Raw genomic sequence first — 25196 nt, 5'->3', positions numbered from 1 at the left:
GTATTCGTCACAGCGCCGACCTCTCAAAAAATGTTTGAAGGGGGTGGACCACGTGGACTACACGCCCGGCATACATCCATGGCTGGAACCTGAATGAAATGCAGGGTTAACCGGAATATAACGACGTTTCTCCCGCAGAAGAATCATGTGAAATGAAAGCAATTGGATTCAGCTGTTCATCTCAAAATAAAATAAATTTATTTGCTGACGAAACTGAATTGGGCATTCGATAATTGCGCACTGTTAAGTACTTGTTTTTCTTTGCGCACTACGGCAAAACCTGAAAACATGAATGTCTCGGGAAAGGCGTCATAATATATTTTCAAGGAATCGAAAAGCCTCAGAAATGGAGAAAATTGAATAGATTCCCTGACTTCGGGCACATGTCTTTCGTTGGCGCCGGCGCAACGATCGGGAATCTTGGGCAACGAGCAGCCCATCACCGTACGCGGATGTTCAGCTCGCCCGGCCCGCGCCTTGGCGGGCCTCCTTGCTTGCGCAAAAAACCGGGGCGCCCGTCATCGCCAGTGGCGATATCGGGGGGGGCGCAAGGAATATTGGCTAGCGCGCCACGCGCATCCGGCTGCAACGTGATGCAATCGCTCGCCGCACCATCCAGGTGCGGCAAGGGCCGCCCGCCACCGCTGCTGGCCAGGCGCCGCGCCAGAGTGGCGCCCTCGCAAACCAGCAAAGCGATCACCGATCAGCTCCGCCCCCGGAGCCGCCATCCGCGCCACGCCTGTGGAGCGCAGCGTGCCGGCCACGAATGCACGTGGAATGCCGCGCTGTCCGCATGCAGGTGCACTACGCATTCCGGCGCGTTCCCGGCGGTCGGCGGCGACATCACGCCACCGGGCCCGTGGCGGTCCTGGGGGACTGCCTTGTCGTCGCCGGTATCCGACCCGGAGCCGTCCCGGGTCGCGAGCCGCAAGGATTTGCCGTGGGCGGCGTAGTGCGACCCGGTCGCGCACGTGCGTGCGCGTTTTGGCCCGCCACGTGATCCACCAGGGGTCGCCACGGGGGGGGGCCGGTAGCCCACTGGCACGCCCCACACACAAGCAAATCCGGTGTCGGTACAGCAGGGCCCCTGTGCTTGCCGCCGCAACCAGGGCAAAAAAAACCGCCCCCGTTTCCGGGGGCGGCCTTGAAGCACCTTCTAGATCCGGAACGGATTAGAAGTCGTACTGCACCTGGAACCGCACGTAGCGCGGATCGTTGAAGAACTTGGCAGCACCGTAGTTGTAGTAGTTGCGGTACGAGGCCACGCCGCTGTAAGCGAACTTGGTCTCGTAGACCTGGACCGGCTTGATGTTGTTGAACAGGTTCAGCACGTCAACATTCAGGCGCAGACCCTCGGCCCAACGCGGCTTGTACACGATGCTCGGGCTGAAGGTAACGACCCACGGGGTGCGGCCGGCGGAACCCACCGGGCTGACCACGTCGTCCGCGGCGCGATCCATGTTGGCGCCGGTGTTGTTGGCACCGGTATCGCACACGTGGAACACGCCGGTGTAGCCGTACTCGGTGCCGAAGCTGCCGTAGCCGCCGCCCAGGCAGGAGATCGGCGAACCCGACTGCGCCATCAGGTTGAAGCCCAGCTGCCACTCCGGAGTGAAGGAGTACGAACCGAACACCTTCAGGCTGTGGCGGTGGTCGTTGAACAGGTAGCCGTCGGCACCGATCATGATCTCGGCGAAGTCGAAGTCCGAGGTCGTGCCGGTGTCGTCCTGACCGTTGGTGCTCTTGACCAGGCCTTCCAGGTTACCGGTCAGCTTGGACCAGGTGTACGAGGCGCTGACGTTCCAGCGCTCGGTCGCCTTGTCCGCGCTCAGGGTGATGGCCTTGTAGTCACGCTTGGCCTTCGGACCCAGGGCAGCGCCCGGAACGGTGACGGTGACGACGTTGCCGTCGACGTTCAGGTCGGTGGTCAGGGTCATGTCGCGACCCGGGTTGTAGATGTAGCAGCCCGGGATGCCACCCGGAACGGTCCACTCGTCGTCCCAGTTGGACAGGTCGTAGCCGGCGTCCACGCCCGCGTTGTACAGCGCACGCGCATCGCAGGTGTCGTCGATGGCGTTGTCGACGCGGCGGTAGGTGCCCTTGATGCCCAGGGTCCAGCCGTCCAGGAAGTCGTTGGCCGAATCCAGGCGCTGCTGGTAGCCCAGGATCAGCTCGTCCTGGGTGTAGGGCTTCAGGCCGCGGGCGGCCACGGCTTCCGGATTCGGCACGCTGCCGTCCTCGCCGTTGTGCACCAGGTTGTACGCACCGTCGGCGTAGCTGCCGGTGGTGTTCACCGGCACCTTGGTCACCGGATCCAGGCCACCGGTGTAGGTGTAGTAGAAGTCGGTGTAGTACGAGGCCGAAGCGGCGCGCAGGGCGACGTTGGCGGCGATCGGCAGGGAGTAACGGCCGACCGAGCCGAACACCTTGGAATCACCGTTGCCCAGGACATCCCAGGTGAAGCCGACGCGCGGCTGCCAGATGTTGTCCTGCTTCACGAAGGTGATGCCGTTCGTGTTCTTGTTCTCGAACGAGTCGTTACGCAGACCCGCGTACAGCATGAAGTTGTCGGTGATGTTCCAGTTGTCCTCGATGTACCAGGACTTCTGGTTGACCTGCACGCTGCCGCCGTTGAAGTAGCGGATCTGGTTGTAGATGTCGACCGACTCGTCGGTGCCCAGGAAGTAATCGGACGTGGTGATGTAGTACACGTCCTGGGCGGCGCCCTGGAACGACTTCCAGCGCTCGTCGCTGTAACCGAACGAGATCTTGTGGTCGCCCACCAGGTACTCGAAGTCGATGCGGCCGGCGTCGCGCTTGTTCGAACCACCGTAGATGTCCACCGAGCTCACGGTGGCGCAGCCGATGTTCTGGCCGAAGTTCGAGCTGTCCGGACGGTAGTCGAGGACGTACGGGCAGGTCGGCGAGGAGTTGATGTCGCCGTTGTACTTGTTCTCGATGCCGTCGGCGTTGACCGTGTAGTCAGAGTTGGTGTTGTCCATCTGACCATACTGCAGCGACATGGTCAGGGCATCGCTGAGGTAGGAGGTCCACTTCAGGATGTGGGTGGTGCCACCGTTCTCGAGGATCTCCTTGCCCTGGTAGGTGCCCTTGCTGACGCTGGCGTCGGCGTCCAGGCTGGAGTAGGTCGCGGTGTAGCGGTTGTAGGTGCCCTTGCGGGTATTGTCGAAGCCGGTGTACTCGACGTGGTTGTTGTCGTTGACGTACCAGTCCAGCTTGGCCACCCAGTACGGCTGACGCGACTTGTAGTCGTACATGGTGGTGTTGCGGTTCGTGGTGTACGGCGCAGTCGGCGAGGTCGAGTAGCCGTTACCACGGGCAGCGTAGCTGGTCACGTCCTGGTTGCTGAACGAACCCAGGGCGAAGAAGAACAGGCGATCCTTGATCAGCGGACCGCTCGCCCAGAAGCTCAGGTTGTCCGAGGACGACTTGTTGTTGCCGTAGCTGCGGAAGATGGTGCCGTCGCTCAGCATCACCGGATCGGGCTGCTCGCGCAGCGAATCCGGCACGACGGTGTAGCTGAAGCCGCCCTTCAGCTCGTTGGTGCCGCGCTTGATGTTGACGCTGGTCACGCCGCCGGTGGAGAAGCCGTAGCGGGCGCCGTAGCCGCCGGTCTGCACGTCCAGCTGGTCGATCGCCTGGTACGGAACCTCGGAGAACGACAGGTTGTCGTACAGGTTGGTGACGTTGAAGCCGTTGACGTAGTAGCTGTTCTCGGCCGCCGAGGCGCCGCCGAACGAGGCGTTGCCGAAGTAGTCACTGCTGGCGGCAGTGCCCGGGGTCAGCAGCGAAACGGCGGTGACGTTGCGGGCCACCGGCAGCGAGTTCAGCTGGTCGGCGGTGAAGGTGGTGCGGGTCTCGATGCTGGTGAGGTCGATGCCGTTGACCGAGCCCATGCCGCGGACCTGGACGACGTCCAGCGAGGTCGCGTCGGCGGCGCCGAACGAAGCGGTCACGGCCTTGCCGGCAACCACGGTGACGACGGTGGTGCGGCCATCGGAAGTGGTCACTTCGTACTGGCCGGCCGGCAGGGCCGGGGCACGGAAGCGACCGTCGGCACCAACGGCGAACTCGCGGACCTGGCCCGAACCCAGGTTGCGCACCTGGACCTTGCCGGCGGACGCGTCGAGCGTACCGATGATGTCGCCCGAGGTGCTCTGGGCGTAGGCCTGTTCGGCCGGGATCATGGTGGCCACAGCACCGGACAGCGCCAGTGCCAGCAGGCTCACCTTCATATAGTTACGGCGGCGGCTGTCACCGCCCTTAGTTGCAAAAGACATTAGTCCTCTCGATTCAAATGCTTATGGGACAGTGGCCGCGAAGCTAAGCCTCGCCAGCGGTCCCAACCTATACCATTTCAAATAAAAATTAAAGTTACGTTACTGACTCGCAAAGGAAGTCTTGTAAGCACCACAAAGGTGCGCTATGCGCCCCCGTTTGGATCTACAAAAAGCCCGCTGTAGCGCCTTTGGCGAGCAATTCCGGTCCAATCCCCATTCAGGTGCATTCATAGCCAAAGGGGAATTAGCAAGCGCATCCCAGAAACAGATCGTCCCAAACATAGAACGAACTAATGAAACGCCCCGTATGGTGGGCGCTGGGACCGGGTCGTATTCAGGCGCGGTGGTAGGGGTGGTTGGCCAGCATGGCCGCGGCGCGGTACAGCTGCTCGGCCACCACCAGGCGCACCAGCATGTGCGGCAGGGTCAGCGGGCCCAGGGACCAGGATTCGTGGGCCATGGCCCTGACCTCGGGGGCGTGCCCTTCCGGGCCGCCAATCAGGAACGCCAGGTCGCGACCCTGCTGCCGCCAGTGCTCCATGCGCGCGGCCAGCTGTTCGGACGACCACGGCTTGCCGGGCACGTCCAGCGCGACCACGTGTGCGTTCTTCGGCAGCGCCGCCAGCACGCGCCGGCCTTCGTCCTCGATCGCCCGCAGCGGATCGCGGCCCTTGCCGCGCAGGCCCGGCTCCACTTCCACCAGTTCCAGCGGCATCCAGTGCGAGAGCCGCTTGCGGTACTCGGCGAAACCCTCGGCCACCCAGGAGGGAGCGCGTTCGCCGGTTGCGATCAGACGTGCCTTCATCGGCACATGATACGCACCACCAGGCCGCAGCCAGGCCGCACCGCGCCTGCCTGCGCAATGCACGGCCTCTCCTGCCCGCTCCCTGGCTGCCACCGGATCCGCGCGCCAGTCACGCGGGCGGGAACGAGCGGCTGGCCGGGGCAGCGGAGGCCGCGGCGGGCCGGCACGCCCGATTGCGTCACACCGCCTTCCCGCGGCCGGCGGGCGTCAGGAGCGGCGGCGATCAACCCGGCACAACCCCGGCAGCGAGGCGGTTGCGGGGCCGCAGTCGCACCAGGCAGCAGGCGCATCGGCGCGCCACGCACGCGCGGGCACGCCTTCTGCACGCAGGAGCGCGACGCCCACCGGCGCAGGAACGCAAAGGCCGCGCCCAGGCGCGGCCCTTGCTTCGTGCGGTGCCGCCCGCATGCGCGGGCGCTGGATCAGCCGGCGTCGTCGACGTCCGCGGCCGAGCGCGGCTGCTGGTCGCCGACGCTCCACAGCCGCTCCAGCGCGTAGAACTCGCGCACCCGCGGCAGCATGACGTGGACGATCACGTCGCCCAGGTCCACCAGCACCCACTCGGCCTCGCGCTCGCCTTCCACGCCAAGCGGCTGCGCGCCGAGCTTCTTGGCGAACTTCACCACCTCGTCGGCGATGGACTTCACGTGGCGGGTGGATGTACCCGAGGCGATCACCAGGTGGTCGGCCACGCTGGTCTTGCCGCGCACGTCGATCTCCACGACGTCCTTGGCCTTGATCTCCTCCACCGCGGCGCGCACGGCGGCAAGCAGCTTGTCGGCGGAAGGGGGCGGCTCGGGCAGCCGGGGCTTGATGACGTGGGCCTGGTTGTTCAAGGAAGACTCGAGGTAGCTGGGGAATGGCCGGCACTTGGCCGACAGGGGTGCGGATTATACCGGCGGCGGCGTCACGTACCCGTCACGCCGTGCGCACCCTGCCCGGCACCGTACAGGCCGTGGCGGAGGATGTAGCCGGCCACTGCCGGCGGCACCATGCCCTGCCAGCCCGGATCGCCGGCGGCGATCGCGGCTCGCACCGCGCTGGCCGACTGCGGATGCAGCGGCTGCCGCAGCGGCAGGATCCGGCCGCCGGCGGCCGCGGCCAGCGCCGCCGGCGAGTCGCACCAGCGCCCTTCGGTGGCTGCCGCCAGCTCCGGTGGCAGCCCGCGGTCGACCGGCTCGTCGCCGCGACTGGCCACCACCAGGTGCGCCAGCGAGAGGATCTCCCGCCACTGGTGCCACTGCGGCAGCGAGCGGAAGCTGTCGGCGCCCAGCAGCAGCGCCAGCGGCGCGTCTCCGCCGTGCAGCACGCGCAGTTCGCGCAGGGTGTCGATGGTCCAGGACGGGCCACTGCGCTCCAGCTCGCGCCGGTCCACGCGCAAGCGCCGATCGCCGGCCGCGGCCACATCGAGCATGCGCGCACGATGGTGGGCGCTGGCGCCGGGCACGGCGCGGTGCGGCGGATCGGCGGCCGGGGCCAGGGTCACCGGCACGCCGAACGCGTCGGCGGCTGCGCGGGCGATGGCCAGGTGGCCGCAATGGACCGGATCGAAGGTGCCGCCGTACCAGAGCCTGAGCATGGCCGGCGGACTCACCCGGCGGTCGCGAGCAGCCGGGTGGCGGGGGTATCGGCGATTGCCAGCAGCAGCCGCTCCAGCAGCAGCCACGGATCGCCGGCGGCGCGGCCCTTGGCCGCGCGGTCCACGCGCGAGGCGTAGGCGGCGAACCGGTTCCAGCGCAGCGGCGCGGCGTGCCGCTGCAGGGCACGCTTGAACGGCGCCTGGCGTGCCTCCCACAGGCCTTGCGACTTCATTTCCGCGGCGAGGTTGGCGCCACGCGCCTGGGCACGGGCCAGCGCGGCGGCGCGCAGCAGCTCGCGGATCACCACCGGCATCAGCCCGGCCACCTGCTCGCCCTCGGCGCGCAAGCCGGCCAGCATGCGCCGCACCTGCGCCGCCTGGCCGGACAGCGCGGTCTCGACCAGGCGGAACACGTCGTAGCGGGCGGCGTCGGCCACCAGCGATTCCATCGTGTCCAGGTCAAGGGTCGCGCCCGGTGCCAGCAGCGCCAGCTTGTCGATCTCCTGCGCGGCAGCCAGCAGGTTGCCCTCCACCCGCTCGGCCAGGCCCTGGACCGCCTCGGGGCTGGCGCGCAGGCCGCGGTCGCGCAGCCGGCGCTCGATCCAGCCCGGCAACTCGTGCGGCTTGAGCGCCCAGGCGATGGAGACCACGCCGTGCCTGGCGACCGCTTCGTACCACTTGCCCTGGTGCGCCTTGCTCCATTCGTTGGCCACGATCAGCAGGGTTACGTCCGGCGGCGGGTTGGCGCAGAAGGCCATGATGACTTCCGAACCGGTCTTGCCCGGCTTGCCATTGGGCAGGCGCAGTTCCAGCAGGCGGCGCGAGGCGAACAGGCCGGGCGCGTCGAAGCTGGCCGATAGCGCATCCCAGTCCGGCTCGCGGCCCTCGGCCTCGAACACCTCGCGCTCGGCGCCCTCGGCGCGCGCGCGCGCGCGCACCGCGTCGGCGGCTTCCAGCACGTGCAGGGTTTCCGGGCCTGCGACCAGATAGGCCGGCTGCAGCGGCTGCTTGCCCACATGCGCGACCAGCTGTTCGGGCTTCAGCTCCATCGGGCCGGGCCTGGCTGCATCGGATTCACCGCACCGGGGCGTCGAGGGAGGCGGGCCCCTCTTCCGCCGCCCCGGCTTCGCCCGGCGCGGGCGCGGCCTCCGGCGCACGCACCGGGCGCGCGCGCGAGGGATCGGCGCGGACCACGCTGTCGAGCCGGCGCAGGATCGAGGCGGCCATCTCGCGGCGCAGCTCGTCGGCCAGGATCTCGCGCTCGCTGCTGGTGCCGGTGGCGTCCTCCGGCGGCGACACGTAGTCGCGTGCCAGTTCCACCGACTGCCGCGGCACCAGCACGGTGCCGTCGCCCAGCACCGCGGTGAACACGGTGGCGTAGCGCAGCGAGAATTCCTGGGCGCGGCCCTGCTCGTCGATCGCGATCGGCAGGTCGCCCCAGCGCTCGGACAGCACTTCCAGGCGCAGCACCTCGCCCCCGGCGGTGCCCTCGTCGGCCACCTTGGCGCCGGCGTTGCGCAGGTTGCGCTCCAGCAGGGTCACCAGCGAGCTGTACGGGGTGCTCGAGTACACCTGCACCGGCGGCGCATCGCTGGGCAGGGCGATGCGGTCGCGCAGGTGGAAGCCGCATCCGGCCAGGGCCAGGGTGGCGAGGAAGAGCAGCGCCCGGGCGGGCGGGGACGCGGTCGCAATCATGTGGAGAAGTCTGGACGAGGCCGCGACGGGCGGCAACAGGCGCGAAGCCTGACCGATTCCCCGTGAACGCCGCTTGAGAGCACCCGCGCCGGCACCACCCGGATGCAATACGCGCAGCGCGGATCGGGGGATGGACGTTCAAGGCGTGGGTGCCAAGGCTCCTCCGCACCGACAGCGCCAGGCGGGAACAACCGACGCTACCTCCCCCCCCCAGGTTGGGTGCTGTCCGCACGCAGCGCGCACGGGGGATGGAGGCATGGCAGCGGCGGGGCCCAAGGTTCCGCAAGGAACCTTGGGCAAGCGGCCGCAGGCCGCACCCGCCGTGAACATCGGCGCCGCTACGCGGCGACGATGTTCACGATCTTGCCCGGCACCACGATCACCTTGCGGATGGCCAGGCCTTCCAGGTACTTGGCCGCGTTCGGCTCGGCCTTGGCCAGGGCCTCGATCTGGTCGCGCGGGGCGTCGGCGGCGACCTCGATGGTGCCGCGCAGCTTGCCGTTGACCTGCACCGCCAGGGTCACCGCGGCGCGCACCAGCGCCGCCGGGTCGGCCTTCGGGAACGGCACGTCCTCCAGCAGCGTCTCCGGGTGGCCCAGCACCTGCCACAGCGCGTGGCTGGCGTGCGGGGTGATCGGGTTGAGCAGCAGCACCGCCGCCTCCAGCGCCTCCTGGCGCACGGCGCGGCCCTGCGGGCTGGCGTCGTCGAACTTCGAGACCGCGTTGAGCAGCTCCATCACCGCGGCGATGGCGGTGTTGAAGGCGTGGCGCACCTCGTAGTCGTGGCCCACCTTCTCGATGGTCTCGTGGGTCTTGCGCCGCAGCGCCTTCTGCCCGGCATCCAGCGCGGACACGTCCAGCGCCGGCGCGGGGCCGTCGGCGGCGTGCTTCTGCACCTGCGACCACAGCCGGCGCAGGAAGCGCGCCATGCCGTCCACGCCGGCCTCGTTCCACTCCAGCGACTGCTCCGGCGGCGCGGCGAACATCGAGAACAGGCGCACGGTGTCGGCGCCGTACTTGTCGACCATAGCCTGCGGGTCCACGCCGTTGTTCTTGGACTTGGACATCTTCTCGGTGCCCCCGACCAGCACCGGCTGGCCGTCGGCGCGCAGCACCGCGCCGGTGACGCGCCCGCGCTCGTCGCGCTGCACGTCGACGTCGGCCGGGTTGATCCAGTCCTTCGAACCGTCCGGGTTCTGCCGGTAGTAGGTGTCGGCGATGACCATGCCCTGGGTCAGCAGGTTGGTCGCTGGCTCGTCGCTGTCCACCAGGCGCGCATCGCGCAGCAGCTTGTGGAAGAAACGGAAGTACATCAGGTGCAGGATCGCGTGCTCGATGCCGCCGATGTACTGGTCGACCGGCAGCCAGTAGTTGCCGCGCTTGTCGACCATCTCCCGCGCCTTGGGCGAGGTGTAGCGTGCGTAGTACCAGCTCGACTCCATGAAGGTGTCGAAGGTGTCGGTCTCGCGCTCGGCGTCGGCGCCGCACTCCGGGCACTTGCACTTGCGCCATTCGGGATCGGCCTTGATCGGCGAGCCGACGCCGGTGAACTCCACGTCCTCCGGCAGCAGCACCGGCAGCTGGTCCTCCGGCACCGGCACCGCGCCGCACTTGTCGCAGTAGATCACCGGGATCGGGCAGCCCCAGTAGCGCTGGCGGCTCACGCCCCAGTCGCGCAGGCGGTAGTTGACCCGGCGCTGGCCGCGGCCCTGGCGCTCGAAGCGCTCGGCCAGGGCCTCGAACGCGCCGCGGTAGTCCAGGCCGTCGAACTCGCCGGAATTGACCAGCTCCAGGTCCTCCCGGGTCTTGTCGCCGTACCAGTCGCGCCAGACCTGCGCATCCCAGGTCGCCTCGTCCTCGTTGCGCGGCGACTTGAGGCGGATCACCTGCACCTTGGGCAGGCCGTACTTGCTGGCGAACTCGAAGTCGCGCTGGTCGTGGCCGGGCACGGCCATCACCGCGCCGGTGCCGTAGCCCATCAGCACGAAGTTGGCGACCCAGATCGGCACCTGCTCGCCGGTGACCGGGTGCACCGCCTTCAGGCCGGTGTCCATGCCGCGCTTTTCCTGGGTCTCGATGTCGACCTCGGAGACGCTGCCGCGCTTGAGCTCATCCAGGAACGCCGCCAGCGCCGGATTGGCGGCGGCGGCCTTGACCGCCAGCGGATGCTCGCCGGCGATGGAAACGAAGGTCACGCCCATCAGCGTGTCCGGGCGGGTGGTGAATACCCGGATCGGCTCCAGCGCCGCGCCGGCCGCGTCGACCACCTCGAACTGGATCTCCAGGCCCTCGGAGCGGCCGATCCAGTTGCGCTGCATGGTCTTGACCGCCTCCGGCCAGCCCGGCAGCTCGTCCAGGCCGTCCAGCAGCTCCTGGGCGTAGTCGGTGATGCGCAGGAACCACTGCGGGATCTCGCGCTTCTCCACCAGCGCGCCGGAGCGCCAGCCGCGGCCGTCGATCACCTGCTCGTTGGCCAGCACGGTCTGGTCCACCGGGTCCCAGTTGACCACCGCGTTCTTGCGGTAGGCCAGGCCCTTGCGCATCAGGCGCACGAACATGCGCTGCTCGTGCACGTAGTACTCGGGCGTGCAGGTGGCGAACTCGCGCGACCAGTCGATGGCGTAACCCAGCGACTTCAGCTGGGCGCGCATGTGCTCGATGTTCTTGTAGGTCCATTTAGCCGGGGCGACCTTGTTCTTGATCGCCGCGTTTTCCGCCGGCAGGCCGAACGCGTCCCAGCCCATCGGCTGCAGCACGTTGTGGCCGGTCATGCGCTTGTAGCGGCTGATCACGTCGCCGATGGTGTAGTTGCGCACGTGGCCCATGTGCAGCGCACCGGACGGGTACGGCAGCATCGACAGGCAGTAGTACTTGGGCTTGTCGGAGGACTCGTCCACCTCAAAGGCGCGGGTCGCTTCCCAGAACGCCTGGGCGGCGGATTCGACCGGCTTGGGATCGTAGGCGGAGACGTTTTCGGGGACGGCGGACATTTGCAGTTCGCGGCGGCTGCGGCAAAGTCCGCAAGGGTACCGCAGTGCAGCATCCGGCTCCACCCGGAACGCCTGCCGCCCCGGGCGCGGAAGCCCCTTCCCGGCAGCGCCGGCTACCATCGTCCAGCCACCACCAAGGCCCGGACATGCCGACCCGGTTCCCGCCCTCCCGCCCCCGCCGCACAGCTCCCGTATTCAGGGTTTCCGGCGCGGGCGCGCGCCCCCCGCTCCCGCGTGCCGGAGAGCGGGCGTGAGCGGGCACTGGCTGGGCTTCGTGGCCGCGACCCTGACCACGGTGGCCTTCGTGCCGCAGGCGCTGAAGACCCTGCGCAGCCGCGACACCCGCGGCATTTCCCTGGGCATGTACGTGGTGTTCACCGTGGGCCTGTGCTTCTGGCTGGCCTACGGGATCGTGCTCGGCTCGTGGCCGATGATCCTGTCGAACGTGGTCACCCTGGTGCTGGCGCTGCTGATCCTGGCGCTGAAGCTGCGGCACGGCTGAGCCGCGGCTGGGCCGCCGCGGCCACGCCCCAGCCCAACCAGCCGAGGATGGCCAGGCGCTGGGCCAGGGCCGGACCGATCCAGTCGCCCAGCAGGAAGGCGCCGGCCAGTACCAGCACCGCCGCGCCCAGGGAAATCGGGGCCAGGCGGCCGGCACCGCGGACCCCGCGCAGCCCCAGGGCAAGCGCGCCGCCACCCAGTACGAAGCCCAGTACCCAGGCCAGCCAGGCGAGCGCGTGCCAGCGGCTGGCACCCGCATCCAGCGCCTCCAGGTCCAGCCGCAACAGTCCCTGGGCGGCGAACGCCAGCGCACCGACCAGCAGCAGCTGCAGGCCGATCCCGGCCAGCAGCCTCGATCCGGGCGGCAGGCCGGCGCGCAGGCGCAGCACCTGCCAGGCCTGGGCCAGGCCCGGTGCCACGTAGGCGGCCAGCCCGAACGCCAGGCCGGCGCCGCCGAGCTGGCGCGCGCCCAGCAGGCCAAGCGGGTGGAGCAGGTGCGAATAACCGTCCAGGCGCGCCGCGGCGAGCACTGCCGCCACCACGCAGGCCAGGGCCGCTGCGACCGCGGCCGCGATGCGCATCCGCGCCGAAGGCGCGCTCACGCGGCGTCCCCGGCGCGTGCGGGAAACGCGGACGGCAACGGGAGGAAACGTGACATGGGGCTTGCGCGGGGCCGTGGCGGGCCGGCCATGCTCCGCCGCCAGGCCGCTAGACTGCAACCCCGGCGTGCGCCGCGCCCTTGCAAGCCACGGCCGCGGCCCCATCTGTCCACTTTCCCGATCCGGATGCCCGCAATGTCCAATCTCCCCCACGTCGTCGACGTCACCACCGACAACTTCGAGACCGAGGTGCTGCAGAAATCGCTGCAGGTGCCGGTGCTGGTTGATTTCTGGGCGACCTGGTGCGGGCCGTGCAAGTCGCTGGGCCCAATCCTGGAAAAGCTGGCCGGCGAGTACGGTGGCGCCTTCGTGCTGGCCAAGGTCGACGTGGACCAGCAGCAGCAGATCGCCGCCGCGTTCCAGATCCGCTCGGTGCCGACCGTGTTCCTGCTGGTCGGCGGGCAGCCGGCGGACGCGTTCCAGGGGGCGCTGCCGGAAGGCCAGCTGCGCCAGTTCCTGCAGCAGCACGGCATCCAGCCGCTGGCCGGCGCCGAGGCCGCCGAAGCCGACGCCGCGCCGCTGGATCCGCACGAGGAAGTGCTGCGCCTGCGCCAGGCGGTGCAGGCCGAACCGGACAAGGAAGAGCTGAAGCTCGACCTGGCCCTGGCCCTGCTGCGCACCGGCGCGGCGGACGAGGCCGGCAAGCTGCTGGACGCGCTGCCGGCCAACCTGGCCGCCGACGACCGTGCGGTGCGCGCCCGCGCGCGCCTGGGTTTCGCCGCCCTGCTCAAGGACGCGCCGGCGCAGGCCGCCCTGGAACGGGCCGTGGCCGCCGACCCGGACGACCACGCCGCCCGCCACCTGCTGGCCGTGCACCAGCTGGTCGGCGGCGATTCGGCCGCCGGCCTGGAGAACCTGCTGGAGCTGCTGCGCCGCGGCCGCGACTACCAGGACGGCCTGGCGAAGAAGGCGCTGATCGATGCCTTCCGCGTGGTCGAGGACGAAGACCTGGTCAGCCAGTACCGCCGCAGGATGGCCTCGCTGCTGTTCTGATCCATGCCGCCGGCGCGGCACCGCCGCCGCGCCGGCCGCCTCACATCCCGCGGAAGCGGTGCAGGAACGCGCCGCTGACCGGCAGCACCTCGGGATGGCCCTTCAGCCGCAGGCCGTGGCGCCCCAGTTCGTTGCGCAGCAGGCGGTCGATCGCCGCGACCCGGACCACCACGCCGCGGTGCACCTGCCAGAAGACGTCCGGGTCCAGCCCCATCAGCAGTTCCTTCAGCGGCGTGCGGATCAGCGCGTTGCCGCCGGCGGTAGCCACGCGCACGTACTTGTCCTGCGCCTGGAAGAACAGCACCTCGTCGATGCCGATCATGCGCACGCTGTCGCCGACGCTGGCGGTGATCCAGCGGATCAGCTGCCCGCCGCGCGGGCGCAGGCGCGCCTCCAGTCCGTCCAGCAGCGCCTGCAGGTCGGGGCCGCCGCCCGCGGCGCGCTCCTGCAGCCGCTGCCGCAGGCGCGCCACCGCCTGTTCCAGGCGTTGCGGCTGCAGCGGCTTGAGCAGGTAGTGGGCGGCGCCGGCCTCGAACGCGCGCACCGCGTAATCGTCGTAGGCGGTGGTGAACACCACCAGGCCGCCATGGCCGGCCACCGCACGCGCCACGTCCATGCCGCTGGCGCCGGGCATGCGGATGTCCAGGAACGCGACCTGCGGCCGGTGCGCGGCCACCGCGTCCAGCGCCGCCTCGCCGTCCTCGCACACCGCCGCCAGCTCCAGTTCCGGCCAGGCCAGGCGCAACTGTTCGACCAGCGCGCGCCGCTGCGGCGCCTCGTCCTCGGCCACCAGGCCAACCACCTTTCCCGTGCTCACGTCCCTGCCTCCTCCAGTGCCGAACGCTCCAGCGCGATCATGGCGACCACGCCGCCGCCCTCGCGCGGCTGCAACCGCAGCGATGCCCGGCGGCCGAAACGGTGTGCCAGTTGTTCGCGCACATTGGCCAGGCCCATGCCGCTGCCAAGGCCGGGCTTGAGGCCGGCGCCGTCGTCGAGGACGCGGACCACCAGGTCCCCGCCCTCGGCCGAAGCGTCGATCTCCACCCGTCCCGGCCCTGGCCTGGGCTCGATGCCGTGCTTGACCGCGTTCTCCACCAGGGTGATCAGCAGCGCCGGCGGGAACGGCAGGCCGCGCAGCGCCTCCTCCACGCGCACCGTCCATGAAAGGCGGCCGCCCGTGCGCACCTGCATCACCGCCAGGTAGCTGGTGCAGATGTCCAGCTGCTGGCCGAGGGTCGAAAGCAGCCGGTGGTCGTCGCGCAGGCGCGGGATGGCCGTGCGCAGGAACGCGACCAGCGCGTCCAGGGCGGCCTCGGCCTGGGCCGGATCCTGGCGCACCAGCGCGCGCACCGAGGCCAGGGTGTTGAACAGGAAGTGCGGCTCGACCTGGGCCTGCAGCACGCCCAGGCGCAGGTCGGCCTCGCGCACGCGCGCGGCCATCGCCTCCAGCTCGCGCGCGTGGCGGTGCTCTTCCCAGCGCCGGCGCTCGCTGAAATACGCCGGCAGCGCCAGGCCACCACCCAACAGGGCATGCAGGATGGCCAGCCCGATCAGCTCGAGGAAGCTGCGGGCCGCGTTGAGCACCGGCCCCAGGTCCGGCGGTGGGGTCCGCTGCAGGCCATGCGCGTGGACCAGTTCCCTGATGTGGGCCGAAACCACGATGTCCACTGCGACGCCAAGCGCGATGCCAAGGAGGACCGCCGCCACCACCGCCCGGCGTTCGCGCCGCGCCGGCCAGCCACGATGGCGCACCCAGGTGGCCATTACCGGTGCCAGCATGGTGAACAGGCAGAAGAAGGCGAACTGGACCGCGGCGTAATACAGCCCGAACCAGCCATCGCGCGTGCTCAGCCCGGTCACGGTCCCGGTCAGCGTGGCAAGCAGCGCACTCATCCCGCAGAACAGCCAGGCGCGCCCGAGCAGCCAGGGCCGGCTGAACACCGGGTACTGGCGGTAGTGGCCCCAGGCCGCGTGGCTGCCCACCAGCACCTCCGGCGGCAGGACCTGCTGCAGCGGATAGTCCGCGTCGGTTTTCATCCCGTGGCTTTCCTCGACGGTCGCCGGCATTGCACAGCAGCGCCGCCGGCATGGCCCGCGGCGGCGCCAGGCGCCGGGCCACGTCCATCCGCGTGCGGCCGCCGGCGGGACAGCATGCGCGGCGTGGCGCCAGCGCATGCCCCGTTCCGCCAGGTGCGCACGGGACATGGCCGGGCCGATGCGGCAAGGGTGTCCATGCAGGCATTCCCTGCTGTCCTGGGTGCCGCCATGATCGGCGTCCAGGCCGGGCCCGTGCACGCCTGCGACGGACGCGGCCGCAGGCGCGACGAATGCCCGCCTGCGCGGCGCGGGCGCTCAGCCGGCCAGCAGGCCCGCCAGCGCCTTGCGGTAGCGCGCGGCGATCGCATCCGCGTCCACGTGGCGGCCGGCGCGCACGCGCACCTGGCCCGCCACCCGGGTCTCGGCCACCAGCGGGCGGTTGCCGGCGAACAGCCAGCGGTCGGCCAGGTCGTCCGGCGTGGCCCCGGCCAGCTGCGCGGCGCCGGCATCGAGCAGGACGAGGTCGCCGGAGGTATCCGCGAAGCCGGTGGCATCGGCCGCGCTGGCGGCCACCCCGGCCAGCAGGCTGGCGCCGACGCGCGGGTGGTCCACGCTGGCGACGATGTTGCGGCGCCGCGCGCAGAGCCGCTGGCCGTATTCCAGCCAGCGCAGCTCCTCCACCGGCGACACCGACACGTGCGAATCCGAGCCGATGCCCCAGCGGCCGCCGGCATCCAGGTATTCGCGCAGCGGGAACAGCCCGTCGCCGAGGTTGGCCTCGGTGGTCGGGCAGATCGCCACGGTGGCGCCGCTGGCGGCGATGCCCTGCACCTCCCCGGCGTCCAGGTGGGTGGCGTGGACCAGGGTCCAGCGCCGGTCCACCGGGAAGCGGCGCAGCAGCCATTCCACCGGACGCTCGCCGCGCACCGCCAGGCTGGCCTCGACTTCGGGCACCTGCTCGGCGATGTGCAGGTGGATGCGCGTGTCCGCCGGCAGCGCCGCCAGCACCGCGCGCATGGCGTCCTCCGGCACCGCGCGCAGGCTGTGGAAGGCGCAGCCGACGCGCAGCATGTCGTCCTGCAGCGGGCGCAGCGCCTCCAGCAGGCGCAGGAAGCCGTCCACGTCGTGGGCGAAGCGCCGTTGCCGCGGCGACAGTGGCTCGCCGGCGAAGCCGCCGCTCATGTACAGCACCGGCAGCAGGGTCAGGCGGATGCCGGCATCGCGCGCAGCGGCGACGAGCGCGCGCGACATCGCCGCCGGATCGGCGTAGGGCGTGCCGTCGGGCTGGTGGTGCACGTAGTGGAACTCGCACACCGTGGTGTAGCCGGCCTCCAGCATCTCCGCGTACAGCTGCGCGGCCACGGCGTAGGTGCTGTCCGGATCCATGCGCGCGGCGAAGCGGTACATCAGCTCGCGCCAGGTCCAGAAGCTGTCCTGCGGATGGGTGCGGTGCTCGGCCAGCCCGGCCATCGCCCGCTGGAAGGCGTGCGAATGCAGGTTGGCGATGCCGGCCAGGGCGAAGGAGTGGTGATCGGGCATGGACGCATTGTGCCCGGCGGACCGCGGGCCGGCATGTGCGTGCGAGAATCCCGGCCATGACCGACGCGATCCCGATGGCCCGCGAGGGCTTCCGATGACCCGCCCGCCGCTGTGGGACGGCCTGCTGCTGGATGCGCGCCTGGCCACCCTCGACGGCCCCGGCTACGGCCTGGTGGAGGACGGCGCGCTGGCGTGGAAGGACGGCCGCATCGCCTGGGTCGGCCCACGCGGGGCATTGCCGGCCGGCGATGGTCCACTGGCCGCGCAGGTGCTGCAGGCCGGCGGTCGCCTGGTGACGCCGGGCCTGGTCGACTGCCACACCCACCTGGTGTTCGGTGGCAACCGCGCCGGCGAGTTCGAGCAGCGCCTGGCCGGCGCCAGCTACGAGGAGATCGCCCGCGCCGGCGGCGGCATCGTCTCCACCGTGCGCGCCACCCGTGCCGCCGATCCGGCCAGCCTGCTGGCGCAGTCGCTGCCGCGCGCCCGCGCGCTGGTGGCCGACGGCGCCACCACCGTGGAGATCAAGTCCGGCTATGGCCTGGACTTCGACAGCGAACGGCGCATGTTGCAGGTCGCGCGCCAGGTCGGCGCCAGCCTGGGCATCGAGGTGCGCACCACCTTCCTCGGCGCGCACGCGCTGCCGCCGGAGTACTCCGGCCGCGCCGACGACTACATCGCCGCGGTCTGCGAATGGTTGCCGCGGCTGCACGCCGAAGGCCTGGTCGACGCGGTGGATGCGTTCTGCGAGCGCATCGGCTTCGATGCGGCGCAGACCCGCCGGGTGTTCGAGGCCGCGCGCGCGCTCGGCCTGCCGGTGAAGCTGCACGCCGACCAGCTCAGCGACGGCGCCGGCGCGGCCCTGGTGGCGGAATTCGGCGGGCTCTCGGCCGACCATGTCGAGCACACCTCGCCCGAAGGCGTGGCGGCGATGGCACGCGCCGGCACGGTGGCCGTGCTGCTGCCCGGCGCCTTCCACGTGCTGCGCGAGACGCGGTTGCCGCCGCTGGATGCATTCCGTGCCCGGGGCGTGGCGATGGCGGTGGCCACCGACTGCAATCCCGGCACCTCGCCGCTGCAGTCGCTGCGCCTGGCCATGTCCCTGGCCTGCACCCACTTCCGGCTCACCCCGGAGGAAGCCCTGCGCGGGACCACGGTGCACGCCGCGCGTGCGCTCGGGCTGCATGATCGCGGCCGCCTGGCCGCGGGCCTGCGCGCGGACTTCGTGCTGTGGAACGCGAAGGCGCCGGCCGAACTTTGCTACTGGCTGGGCGGCAACCTGGCGGCCTCGGCCTGGAGCGGCGGCCGCCAGCTGTACTGAGGCGCGGGAAACCCTGCCCCGAAACGCAGAACGCGGCGCCAGGCGCCGCGTTCCGGGAGTACTGCTGCGAGGAGGCGATCAGCCGGCCTTGGCCACCGTCTTCTTGGCCACGGCCTTCTTCACGACGGTCTTCTTGGCCGCCGGCGCGGCCGCACCCGCCGCGGCACGGGTGCCACCATGGCGGCGCGCGTTGCCGTAGCTGGAGTTGTAGCGCTTGCCCTTGGCGGTCTTGCGGTCACCCTTGCCCATTCATTTAACTCCTTGATTTCGAATAACTTGGACGGCGCGCGGCGCGCGACAGGGCGGCAAGCCTAGCATGCGCGCTCAATGGGCGCAGCTGGCGTCATGAACATGGCCATGGTTGAGCCGCAGGTTCAGCACGTGGGCCACGCCGACCAGGGTGCCGCCGAAGGTCATCGCCACCGCATGCGGCACCGCCGCCTCGTGCAGCGGCGCGTACAGCAGCCCGGCCCACAGTGCCAGCAAGCCCGGCACGAGCAGGCCCAGCGCGCGCAGCGCACGGTGGCGGCGGTAGCTCCAGCCCAGGCTGAACACGCCCAGCAGGCTGACGAAGGCCACCAGGGTCCATTCCACCCCGTCGTCGAACCACAGCGACATGCCCAGCGCCGGCACCGCCGCCAGCAGCAGCGGCGTCAGCGCGCAATGGATCGCGCACAGCAGCGAGCCGGTGGCGGCCAGGCGATCGACGAGGCGGTGGTGGTGGTGGTGATGGGGCATGGGCGGGGGCTGGCACCGGAATGAGCGATACATTATAACATCCGCCCTCCCACGTCACCCCCAAGGACCTACGCATGCCCGATCCGATGCGTTCCCCCGCTTCCCGCGTCCTCGTCCGTGCGCCGCTGGCAGCCTCCATCGCGCTGGCCTGCGCGGGCCTGCCAGCCCTGGCGCTGGCCCACGACGACCCCACCGAACTGCCGGCGCTGCAGGTCACCGCCTCGCCGCTGGCCGGCGATGCGGAGACCCTGGCACGCCCGGTGGAAGTGCTGCAGGGCCAGGCCCTCGATGACGCGCGCGCCGCGACCCTGGGCGAGACCGTGGCCCGGCTGCCCGGCGTGCAGACCAGCTATTTCGGCCCGGGCGTGGGCCGTCCGATCCTGCGCGGCATGGACGGCCCGCGCGTGCAGGTGCTGGCAAGCGGGCTGGGCAGCCAGGACGCGTCCACCGTCAGCGCCGACCATGCCGCCAGCGTGGAGCCGTTCCTGGCCGACCAGATCGAGGTGCTCAAGGGCCCGGCGACCCTGCTGTTCGGCAGCGGGGCCATCGGCGGCGCGGTCAACGTGGTCGACGGCCGCATCGCCCGCGAGCTGCCCGGCGCACCGCTGTCCGGCCGCGCCGAGCTGCGCGGCAACACGGTCAACAACGAGCGCAGCGGCATGTTCCGGCTCGACGGCACCAGCGGCGACAACCTCGTGCTGCACGTGGACGGCCTGCTGCGTGATACCGGCGACTACGACATCCCCGGCCAGGCCCACGCCGCGCACGACCACGACGCGGAGGAGGAAGGCCACGAGGCCGCGCCGGGCCGCCTGGGCAACAGCGCGATGCAGACCCGCGCCGGCGGCCTCGGATTGACCTGGCTGGGCGATGCCGGCTACCTGGGCGTGGCCGCCAGCACCTACCGCAGCGAGTACGGCATTCCGCCGGGCGCGCACGTGCACGCCGGCGACCATGGGCACGGGGAAGAGGAACACGGCGACGGGGACGCGCACGGCCAGGAAGACCACGCCCACGACGTGCGCATCGACCTGCGCCAGGACCGCCTGGAGCTGAAGGGCGGGATCTACGCACCGGCCGCGTTCCTGGAGCGGATCGACTTCCACGGCGCCTGGAGCGATTACGAACACGTGGAACTGGAAGGCGGCGAGGTCGGCACCCGCTTCACCAGCAGCGGCTACGACGCCCGCGTGCAGGCGGTGCAGAAGGAACTGGGCGGCTGGCGCGGCGCCTTCGGTTTGCAATCCGGGCGGGTCGATTTCGGCGCGGTGGGCGCCGAAGCCTTCGTGCCGGCCACGCTGACCCGCAGCCACGGCCTGTTCGTGCTGCAGGAAAAGAGCGCCGGCCCGCTGAAGATGGAATTCGGCGCGCGCCACGACCGGGTCGAGCTGGAACCGGAAGGCGGCAAGCCGCGGCGCAGCTTCGGCGCCACCAGCCTCTCGGCCTCGGCGATCTGGAAGCTGGCCCCGTCCCTGGACCTGCGCCTGGGCGTGGACCGCTCCGAGCGCGCGCCCACCCAGGAAGAGCTCTACGCCGGCGGCCTGCACGTGGCCACCGCCTCGCTGGAGGTGGGCGACGCCGGCCTGGACACCGAGTCCGCCCTGCGCGGCGAGATCGGCCTGCACGCGCACCACGAGCGCTTCGACCTGGAGCTGTCGGTGTACCGCAGCCGCTTCGACGAGTTCATCCACCTGGCCGATACCGGCGTGTCCGAGCACGAGGTGCCGGCGCGGCTGTGGACCCAGGCCGACGCGGTGTTCACCGGCGCCGAGGCCGAGGCCGTACTGCACCTGGCCGACAACGCCAGCGGCCGCTGGGACCTGCGCCTGTTTGCCGACCACGTGCGCGGCGAACTGGACGGCAGCGGCACGCGCACGGCGGCGTTCGAGGTGCCGCACGGCGACCATGCCCACGCCTACGTCGTGGAACTGGACAACCGCGGTCCGCTGCCGCGCATCGCGCCCGGGCGCTTGGGTGCAAGCCTTGCCTGGGACCTGGGCGGCTGGCGCGCCTCGCTGGGCGCGGTGCGCTACCGCGCGCAGGACCGGGTGGCAGGCAACGAGGAACCAAGCCCCGGCTACACCCTGGTCGACGCGCACCTGTCCTACGGCTGGGAACAGCCGCACGGCGGCCGCTGGGAGCTGTTCCTGGATGGCAGCAACCTGGGCGACACCGAGGCGCGTCCGCACACCTCCCTGCTGCGCGAATACGCGCCGCTGCCGGGACGCGCGGTGGCGTTCGGCGTACGCGCCTGGTTCTGACCTCGCACGATGCGCGCGCCGCCACGCTTCGGCGGCGGCGCGCTTCCATGAATACGTGCATATGCACGTATAGTGGCGGCCCGCCCCACGCAGGCCGCCCGCATGCCCGCCCCGCACTCGCCTTGCACCTGCTTCCGGCTGCGCCGCGCCGCACGCCTGGTGTCGCAGATCTACGACCACGCCCTGGCCGGCGCCGGGCTCAACGTCAACCAGTATTCGCTGCTGCGCCACGCGCGCACGCCGCAAAGCCTGGGCACGCTGGCCGCGAGCCTGGGCATGGACCGCACCACCCTCAGCCGCAACCTGCAGCCACTGCTGCGCGACGGACTGGTTGCCGAAGTCCGCGATGAGGATCCGCGCCGGCGCGTGCTGGCACTGACCGCGGCCGGCCGCCAGCGCCTGGCCCGTGCACGCCCGCTGTGGCAGCGCGCGCAGCGGCGCATCGACGCCCTGCTCGGCAGCGGCCCGCTGGGCCAGCTGCACGCCGCGCTGGACGCACTGGACGGCGCACTGGCCAAGGAGACAGAGGAATGAGCGCGGACACTGCCCGCACGCCCGGCACCCCCGCCCTGGTGGTGGCCGCCGCGGTGATCCTGATGCTGACCATGGGTGCGCGCCAGACCACCGGCCTGTTCGTGGCGCCGATCCACCTGGATACCGGCGTCGGCATCGCCACCATCAGCCTGGCGCTGGCGATCGGCCAGTTCGTGTGGGGCGCGGTGCAGCCGGTGTTCGGCGCGCTGGCCGACCGCCATGGCTCCGAACCGGTGCTGGTCGGCGGCGGCCTGCTGCTGGCCGCGGGCCTGGCGCTGGTCCCGTTCCTGCCTTCCGGTCCGGGGCTGATGCTGAGCCTGGGGGTGCTGACCGCCGCCGGCGCGGGCGCCGGCAGCTTCTCCATCCTGATCGGTGCCACCGCCGGGCGGCTGCCGCCGCAGCGGCGCTCGTCGGCGGCCGGTTTCATCAATGCCGGCGGCTCGCTGGGCCAGTTCGTGTTCGCGCCGGTGCTGCAGCTGGTGATCGGCGCGGCCGGCTGGACCGTGGCGATGCTGGGCATGGCCGCGACCTCGCTGCTGACCCTGCCGCTGGCGCGCTGCTTCCGCCGCCGCGAGGGCGAGGCGCCGCCGGCGCACGAGGGCTTCGAGGACCGCGGCCTGCGCCACCAGCTGGGCGTGGCCGCACGCGACCGCAGCTACTGGCTGCTGCACCTGGGCTTCTTCACCTGCGGCGTGCACGTGGCCTTCCTGGTCACCCACCTGCCCGGCGAGGTGGCGCTGTGCGGCCTGCCGGCCAGCGTCTCGGCGGTCTCCATCGCCCTGATCGGCCTGTTCAACATCGCCGGCAGCCTGGCCGCGGGCAAGCTGGGCGAGCGCTTCCGCATGAAGTGGATCCTGGCGGCGATGTACGCCAGCCGCGCGCTGCTGATCGCGCTGTTCCTGCTGGCCCCGCCCAGCGCCTGGACCTTCTACCTGTTCGCCGCCGGCCTCGGCTTCACCTGGCTGGCGACGGTGCCGCCGACCGCCGGCCTGGTCGGCAAGCTGTTCGGCCCGCGTTACCTGGGCACGCTGTTCGGCCTGACCCTGCTCTCGCACCAGGTCGGCGGCTTCTTCGGCGCCTGGCTGGGTGGCGTCGCATTGGAGGGCACCGGCAGCTACCAGTGGATGTGGTACGCGGACATGGCCCTGGCGCTGGTGGCCGCAGTGGCCAATGCACCGATCAGGGAGCGGAAGCTGGCACCCGCGGCGGCCTGACCGCCGCAAGCCACGTCCGGGCGCGCCGGCTCAGCCGGCACAGCGCGCGCACAGGCCGTGCACTTCCAGGGTCTGCGCCTGGGGCTGGAAGCCCAGCGCCTTGGCGCGCGCGTCGAGCTGGGCCACGACCTCGCGGTCCTCCAGCTCCACCGCGCTATGGCAGCGGTCGCAGATCAGGAACGGCACGGAGTGCTGCGCGCTGTTGGGATGGTGGCAGGCGACGAAGGCGTTGACCGAAGCCAGCTTGTGCACGAAGCCGTTGGCCATCAGGAAATCCAGCGCGCGGTACACGGTCGGCGGCGCGTCGGCGCCGGCGCCCTTGGTCTCGCGTACCTTCTCCAGCAGGTCGTAGGCCTTCACCGGCTTGCCGGCATCGGCGATCAGCCGCAGCACGTTGGCACGGATCGGGGTCAGGCGCAGGCCACGCTCGCTGCAGGCCCGCTCCACCGCCCGCACGAACGCTTCGGCGCTGTGGACATGGTGATGGGGGTCGGTGCAGGCATGCGGCATGGCGCCTCCGTGGTCAGCCCTTTGGAACCTTGGTGATGGCGGCGTCGATGCGCTTCAAGGCCTCGTCGCGGCCGGCCAGGTAGACCGTCCAGGAAATGTCCGGGCTGACCTGGGTGCCGGTGATGGCCACGCGCAGCGGCTGGGCGATCTTGCCCATGCCCAGTTCCAGCGCCGCGGCGGTGTCGTGCAGGGCCTGGCCGACCGCCTCCACCGTCCACTCCGGCAGCGCGGCCAGCAGCTCCCGGGCCTTGGCCAGGGCGGCGTCGGCGCCGGGCTTGAGGTGCTTGGCCACCGCGGCCTCGTCGTAGTGCTCCAGCGGGGTGTACCAGACCACGGCCTTCTCGGCCATTTCCTTCAGCGTCTGCGCGCGCTCGCGCAGGGCCACGACCACTTCCTCCGGCTTCGGGCCCTTGCCCAGGTCCAGGCCCAGCTTCTCCAGCTGGTAGACCAGGTGCGGCGCGACCGCGGCCGGATCGGTGGTCTTGAGGAAGTGCTGGTTGACCCAGCCCAGCTTGGCCATGTCCAGGCGCGCGGCCTTGGAGTTGCAGTTGCGCACGTCGAACAGCTCGACCAGCTCCTGGCGGCTGAAGATCTCCTGGTCGCCGTGCGACCAGCCCAGGCGCGCCAGGTAGCTCAGCAGCGCGTCGGGCAGGTAGCCCATGTCCTTGTACTGCATCACGTCGGCCGCGCCGGTGCGCTTGGACAGCTTGGCGCCGGCCTCGTCCAGGATCATCGGCATGTGGCCGAACTTCGGCACCGGGGCGCCGATGGCCTGGTACAGGTTGATCTGGCGCGGGGTGTTGTTGATGTGGTCGTCACCGCGGATCACGTCGGTGATGCCCATGTCCCAGTCGTCGACCACGACCGCGAAGTTGTAGGTCGGGTAGCCGTCCGGACGGAAGATCACCATGTCGTCCAGCTCGCTGTTGGCGATCTCGATCCGGCCCTTGATCAGGTCGTCGAACGCGACCACGCCCTCGGTCGGGTTCTTGAAGCGGATGACGCGGTTGGGGTCGTCGCGGTACGGCAGGTTCAGGTCGCGCGCGGCGCCGTTGTAGCGTGGCTTCTCGCCACGGGCCATGGCCGCCTCGCGCATGGCGTCCAGCTCTTCCTTGCTCTCGTAGGCGTAGTAGGCCTTGCCCTCGGCGATCAGCTGCTCGGCCACCTCGCGGTAGCGGTCGACGCGCTGGGTCTGGTAGACCGGGCCCTCGTCGTAGTCCAGGCCCAGCCAGTCCATGGCCTCGAGGATGGCGTCGATCGCCGCCTGGGTGCTGCGCTCGCGGTCGGTGTCCTCGATCCGCAGCACGAACTTGCCGCCGCGGTGGCGCGCCTCCAGCCAGCAGTAGAGCGCGGTGCGGGCACCGCCGATGTGCAGGTAGCCGGTGGGACTGGGGGCGAAGCGGGTGCGGCAGGTCATGGGGAGGAAGACGTGGACGGAATGGGACATTTTACCCCGCCTGCGCAGCGCCCATGGCCCGGGCCGGTGGCGCCCGGCCGGCCGCGGCGGTGCAGGACGGGCCAC

21 protein-coding genes are annotated in these 25196 nt (G+C 70.7%); 6 read left to right on the top strand and 15 right to left on the bottom strand.

What is annotated here, in order from left to right; all coding sequences use genetic code 11:
- Positions 1-1172 precede the first annotated feature (1172 nt).
- From PSEJ31_RS0111800 to leuS, 7 genes are all read right to left on the bottom strand, one after another.
- Positions 1173-4256, bottom strand: coding sequence for a TonB-dependent receptor (locus tag PSEJ31_RS0111800; RefSeq protein WP_028915562.1), 3084 nt, complete (start codon positions 4254-4256; stop codon positions 1173-1175).
- A 379-nt stretch (positions 4257-4635) separates the two neighbouring features.
- The gene (gene rlmH, locus PSEJ31_RS0111795) at positions 4636-5106 is read right to left on the bottom strand and encodes a 23S rRNA (pseudouridine(1915)-N(3))-methyltransferase RlmH (RefSeq protein WP_028915561.1); all 471 of its coding nucleotides are present in this window, start codon (positions 5104-5106) and stop codon (positions 4636-4638) included.
- Between the two features lie 422 nt (positions 5107-5528).
- On the bottom strand, positions 5529-5942 hold the full coding sequence (gene rsfS / locus PSEJ31_RS0111790; protein ID WP_019399783.1) for a ribosome silencing factor: 414 nt from the start codon (positions 5940-5942) through the stop codon (positions 5529-5531).
- A gap of 71 nt (positions 5943-6013) precedes the next feature.
- Positions 6014-6685 (bottom strand): nicotinate-nucleotide adenylyltransferase, encoded by a 672-nt coding sequence (gene nadD / locus PSEJ31_RS0111785; RefSeq protein WP_019399782.1) that lies wholly within the window; start codon positions 6683-6685, stop codon positions 6014-6016.
- An 11-nt stretch (positions 6686-6696) separates the two neighbouring features.
- Entirely contained in the window at positions 6697-7734 is a 1038-nt protein-coding gene (holA, locus tag PSEJ31_RS0111780) for a DNA polymerase III subunit delta (RefSeq protein ID WP_019399781.1), read from the bottom strand.
- A gap of 25 nt (positions 7735-7759) precedes the next feature.
- The gene (gene lptE / locus PSEJ31_RS0111775) at positions 7760-8380 is read right to left on the bottom strand and encodes an LPS assembly lipoprotein LptE (protein WP_037035097.1); all 621 of its coding nucleotides are present in this window, start codon (positions 8378-8380) and stop codon (positions 7760-7762) included.
- Between the two features lie 338 nt (positions 8381-8718).
- Positions 8719-11370, bottom strand: coding sequence for a leucine--tRNA ligase (gene leuS / locus PSEJ31_RS0111770; RefSeq protein ID WP_028915559.1), 2652 nt, complete (start codon positions 11368-11370; stop codon positions 8719-8721).
- A gap of 250 nt (positions 11371-11620) precedes the next feature.
- Here leuS and PSEJ31_RS0111765 point away from each other — a divergent pair, with 250 nt between their 5' ends.
- Positions 11621-11872: a SemiSWEET transporter gene (locus PSEJ31_RS0111765; RefSeq protein WP_019399596.1), complete on the top strand. Its 252-nt coding sequence runs from the start codon at positions 11621-11623 to the stop codon at positions 11870-11872.
- Here the strand turns inward: PSEJ31_RS0111765 and PSEJ31_RS16045 are convergent.
- The gene (locus PSEJ31_RS16045; RefSeq protein ID WP_051403732.1) at positions 11820-12473 is read right to left on the bottom strand and encodes a DUF998 domain-containing protein; all 654 of its coding nucleotides are present in this window, start codon (positions 12471-12473) and stop codon (positions 11820-11822) included. The genes PSEJ31_RS0111765 and PSEJ31_RS16045 overlap by 53 nt on opposite strands.
- 192 nt (positions 12474-12665) lie before the next feature.
- Between PSEJ31_RS16045 and trxA the strand changes: the two genes are divergently transcribed.
- On the top strand, positions 12666-13523 hold the full coding sequence (gene trxA / locus PSEJ31_RS0111755) for a thioredoxin (protein ID WP_028915558.1): 858 nt from the start codon (positions 12666-12668) through the stop codon (positions 13521-13523).
- A gap of 40 nt (positions 13524-13563) precedes the next feature.
- Here the strand turns inward: trxA and PSEJ31_RS0111750 are convergent, their stop codons facing one another.
- The 3 genes from PSEJ31_RS0111750 to PSEJ31_RS16040 form a co-directional block, all read right to left on the bottom strand.
- A complete protein-coding gene (locus PSEJ31_RS0111750) occupies positions 13564-14340 on the bottom strand; it encodes a LytTR family DNA-binding domain-containing protein (RefSeq protein ID WP_028915557.1) in 777 nt (258 codons plus the stop codon).
- Positions 14337-15560 (bottom strand): histidine kinase, encoded by a 1224-nt coding sequence (locus PSEJ31_RS0111745; RefSeq protein WP_232211018.1) that lies wholly within the window; start codon positions 15558-15560, stop codon positions 14337-14339. The genes PSEJ31_RS0111750 and PSEJ31_RS0111745 overlap by 4 nt, the downstream gene beginning before the upstream one ends.
- A 315-nt stretch (positions 15561-15875) precedes the next feature.
- On the bottom strand, positions 15876-17099 hold the full coding sequence (locus PSEJ31_RS16040) for a formimidoylglutamate deiminase (protein ID WP_019399591.1): 1224 nt from the start codon (positions 17097-17099) through the stop codon (positions 15876-15878).
- A 94-nt stretch (positions 17100-17193) separates the two neighbouring features.
- Between PSEJ31_RS16040 and hutI the strand changes: the two genes are divergently transcribed.
- Positions 17194-18417: an imidazolonepropionase gene (hutI, locus tag PSEJ31_RS0111735; protein ID WP_028915555.1), complete on the top strand. Its 1224-nt coding sequence runs from the start codon at positions 17194-17196 to the stop codon at positions 18415-18417.
- A gap of 78 nt (positions 18418-18495) precedes the next feature.
- Here hutI and PSEJ31_RS16570 read toward each other — a convergent pair whose 3' ends face one another.
- Both PSEJ31_RS16570 and PSEJ31_RS0111725 read right to left on the bottom strand, forming a co-directional pair.
- The gene (locus tag PSEJ31_RS16570; protein WP_019399589.1) at positions 18496-18666 is read right to left on the bottom strand and encodes a 30S ribosomal protein THX; all 171 of its coding nucleotides are present in this window, start codon (positions 18664-18666) and stop codon (positions 18496-18498) included.
- A 75-nt stretch (positions 18667-18741) separates the two neighbouring features.
- On the bottom strand, positions 18742-19155 hold the full coding sequence (locus tag PSEJ31_RS0111725; RefSeq protein ID WP_019399588.1) for a MerC domain-containing protein: 414 nt from the start codon (positions 19153-19155) through the stop codon (positions 18742-18744).
- A 74-nt stretch (positions 19156-19229) separates the two neighbouring features.
- Between PSEJ31_RS0111725 and PSEJ31_RS0111720 the strand changes: the two genes are divergently transcribed.
- The 3 genes from PSEJ31_RS0111720 to PSEJ31_RS0111710 all read left to right on the top strand — a co-directional run bounded on the left by PSEJ31_RS0111720 (position 19230) and on the right by PSEJ31_RS0111710 (position 23164).
- Positions 19230-21416, top strand: a complete 2187-nt coding sequence (locus tag PSEJ31_RS0111720; RefSeq protein ID WP_051403731.1) for a TonB-dependent receptor — start codon at positions 19230-19232, stop codon at positions 21414-21416.
- A gap of 102 nt (positions 21417-21518) precedes the next feature.
- A complete protein-coding gene (locus PSEJ31_RS0111715) occupies positions 21519-21950 on the top strand; it encodes a MarR family winged helix-turn-helix transcriptional regulator (RefSeq protein WP_028915553.1) in 432 nt (143 codons plus the stop codon).
- Positions 21947-23164 (top strand): MFS transporter, encoded by a 1218-nt coding sequence (locus PSEJ31_RS0111710; RefSeq protein WP_028915552.1) that lies wholly within the window; start codon positions 21947-21949, stop codon positions 23162-23164. The genes PSEJ31_RS0111715 and PSEJ31_RS0111710 overlap by 4 nt, the downstream gene beginning before the upstream one ends.
- A 30-nt stretch (positions 23165-23194) precedes the next feature.
- Here the strand turns inward: PSEJ31_RS0111710 and PSEJ31_RS0111705 are convergent, their stop codons facing one another.
- The gene (locus PSEJ31_RS0111705; RefSeq protein ID WP_019398190.1) at positions 23195-23674 is read right to left on the bottom strand and encodes a transcriptional repressor; all 480 of its coding nucleotides are present in this window, start codon (positions 23672-23674) and stop codon (positions 23195-23197) included.
- A gap of 13 nt (positions 23675-23687) precedes the next feature.
- Positions 23688-25091: a glutamate--tRNA ligase gene (gene gltX / locus PSEJ31_RS0111700; protein WP_019398189.1), complete on the bottom strand. Its 1404-nt coding sequence runs from the start codon at positions 25089-25091 to the stop codon at positions 23688-23690.
- Positions 25092-25196: the final 105 nt, after the last annotated feature.

This window comes from Pseudoxanthomonas sp. J31 (genome assembly GCF_000510725.1).
GTDB lineage: Bacteria > Pseudomonadota > Gammaproteobacteria > Xanthomonadales > Xanthomonadaceae > Pseudoxanthomonas.
This window is presented reverse-complemented; position numbering and strand designations above follow the sequence as displayed.

Excerpts from the sequence above, each read along its gene's own strand:
- PSEJ31_RS0111800 (WP_028915562.1), bottom strand. The coding sequence starts at position 4,256 with ATGAAGGTGAGCCTGCTGGCACTGGCGCTGTCCGGTGCTGTGGCCACC.
- rlmH (WP_028915561.1), bottom strand. The coding sequence starts at position 5,106 with ATGAAGGCACGTCTGATCGCAACCGGCGAACGCGCTCCCTCCTGGGTG.
- nadD (WP_019399782.1), bottom strand. The coding sequence starts at position 6,685 with ATGCTCAGGCTCTGGTACGGCGGCACCTTCGATCCGGTCCATTGCGGC.
- holA (WP_019399781.1), bottom strand. The coding sequence starts at position 7,734 with ATGGAGCTGAAGCCCGAACAGCTGGTCGCGCATGTGGGCAAGCAGCCG.
- lptE (WP_037035097.1), bottom strand. The coding sequence starts at position 8,380 with ATGATTGCGACCGCGTCCCCGCCCGCCCGGGCGCTGCTCTTCCTCGCC.
- leuS (WP_028915559.1), bottom strand. The coding sequence starts at position 11,370 with ATGTCCGCCGTCCCCGAAAACGTCTCCGCCTACGATCCCAAGCCGGTC.
- trxA (WP_028915558.1), top strand. The coding sequence starts at position 12,666 with ATGTCCAATCTCCCCCACGTCGTCGACGTCACCACCGACAACTTCGAG.
- PSEJ31_RS0111745 (WP_232211018.1), bottom strand. The coding sequence starts at position 15,560 with ATGAAAACCGACGCGGACTATCCGCTGCAGCAGGTCCTGCCGCCGGAG.
- PSEJ31_RS16040 (WP_019399591.1), bottom strand. The coding sequence starts at position 17,099 with ATGCCCGATCACCACTCCTTCGCCCTGGCCGGCATCGCCAACCTGCAT.
- hutI (WP_028915555.1), top strand. The coding sequence starts at position 17,194 with ATGACCCGCCCGCCGCTGTGGGACGGCCTGCTGCTGGATGCGCGCCTG.
- PSEJ31_RS16570 (WP_019399589.1), bottom strand. The coding sequence starts at position 18,666 with ATGGGCAAGGGTGACCGCAAGACCGCCAAGGGCAAGCGCTACAACTCC.
- PSEJ31_RS0111725 (WP_019399588.1), bottom strand. The coding sequence starts at position 19,155 with ATGCCCCATCACCACCACCACCACCGCCTCGTCGATCGCCTGGCCGCC.
- PSEJ31_RS0111720 (WP_051403731.1), top strand. The coding sequence starts at position 19,230 with ATGCCCGATCCGATGCGTTCCCCCGCTTCCCGCGTCCTCGTCCGTGCG.
- PSEJ31_RS0111715 (WP_028915553.1), top strand. The coding sequence starts at position 21,519 with ATGCCCGCCCCGCACTCGCCTTGCACCTGCTTCCGGCTGCGCCGCGCC.
- PSEJ31_RS0111710 (WP_028915552.1), top strand. The coding sequence starts at position 21,947 with ATGAGCGCGGACACTGCCCGCACGCCCGGCACCCCCGCCCTGGTGGTG.
- PSEJ31_RS0111705 (WP_019398190.1), bottom strand. The coding sequence starts at position 23,674 with ATGCCGCATGCCTGCACCGACCCCCATCACCATGTCCACAGCGCCGAA.
- gltX (WP_019398189.1), bottom strand. The coding sequence starts at position 25,091 with ATGACCTGCCGCACCCGCTTCGCCCCCAGTCCCACCGGCTACCTGCAC.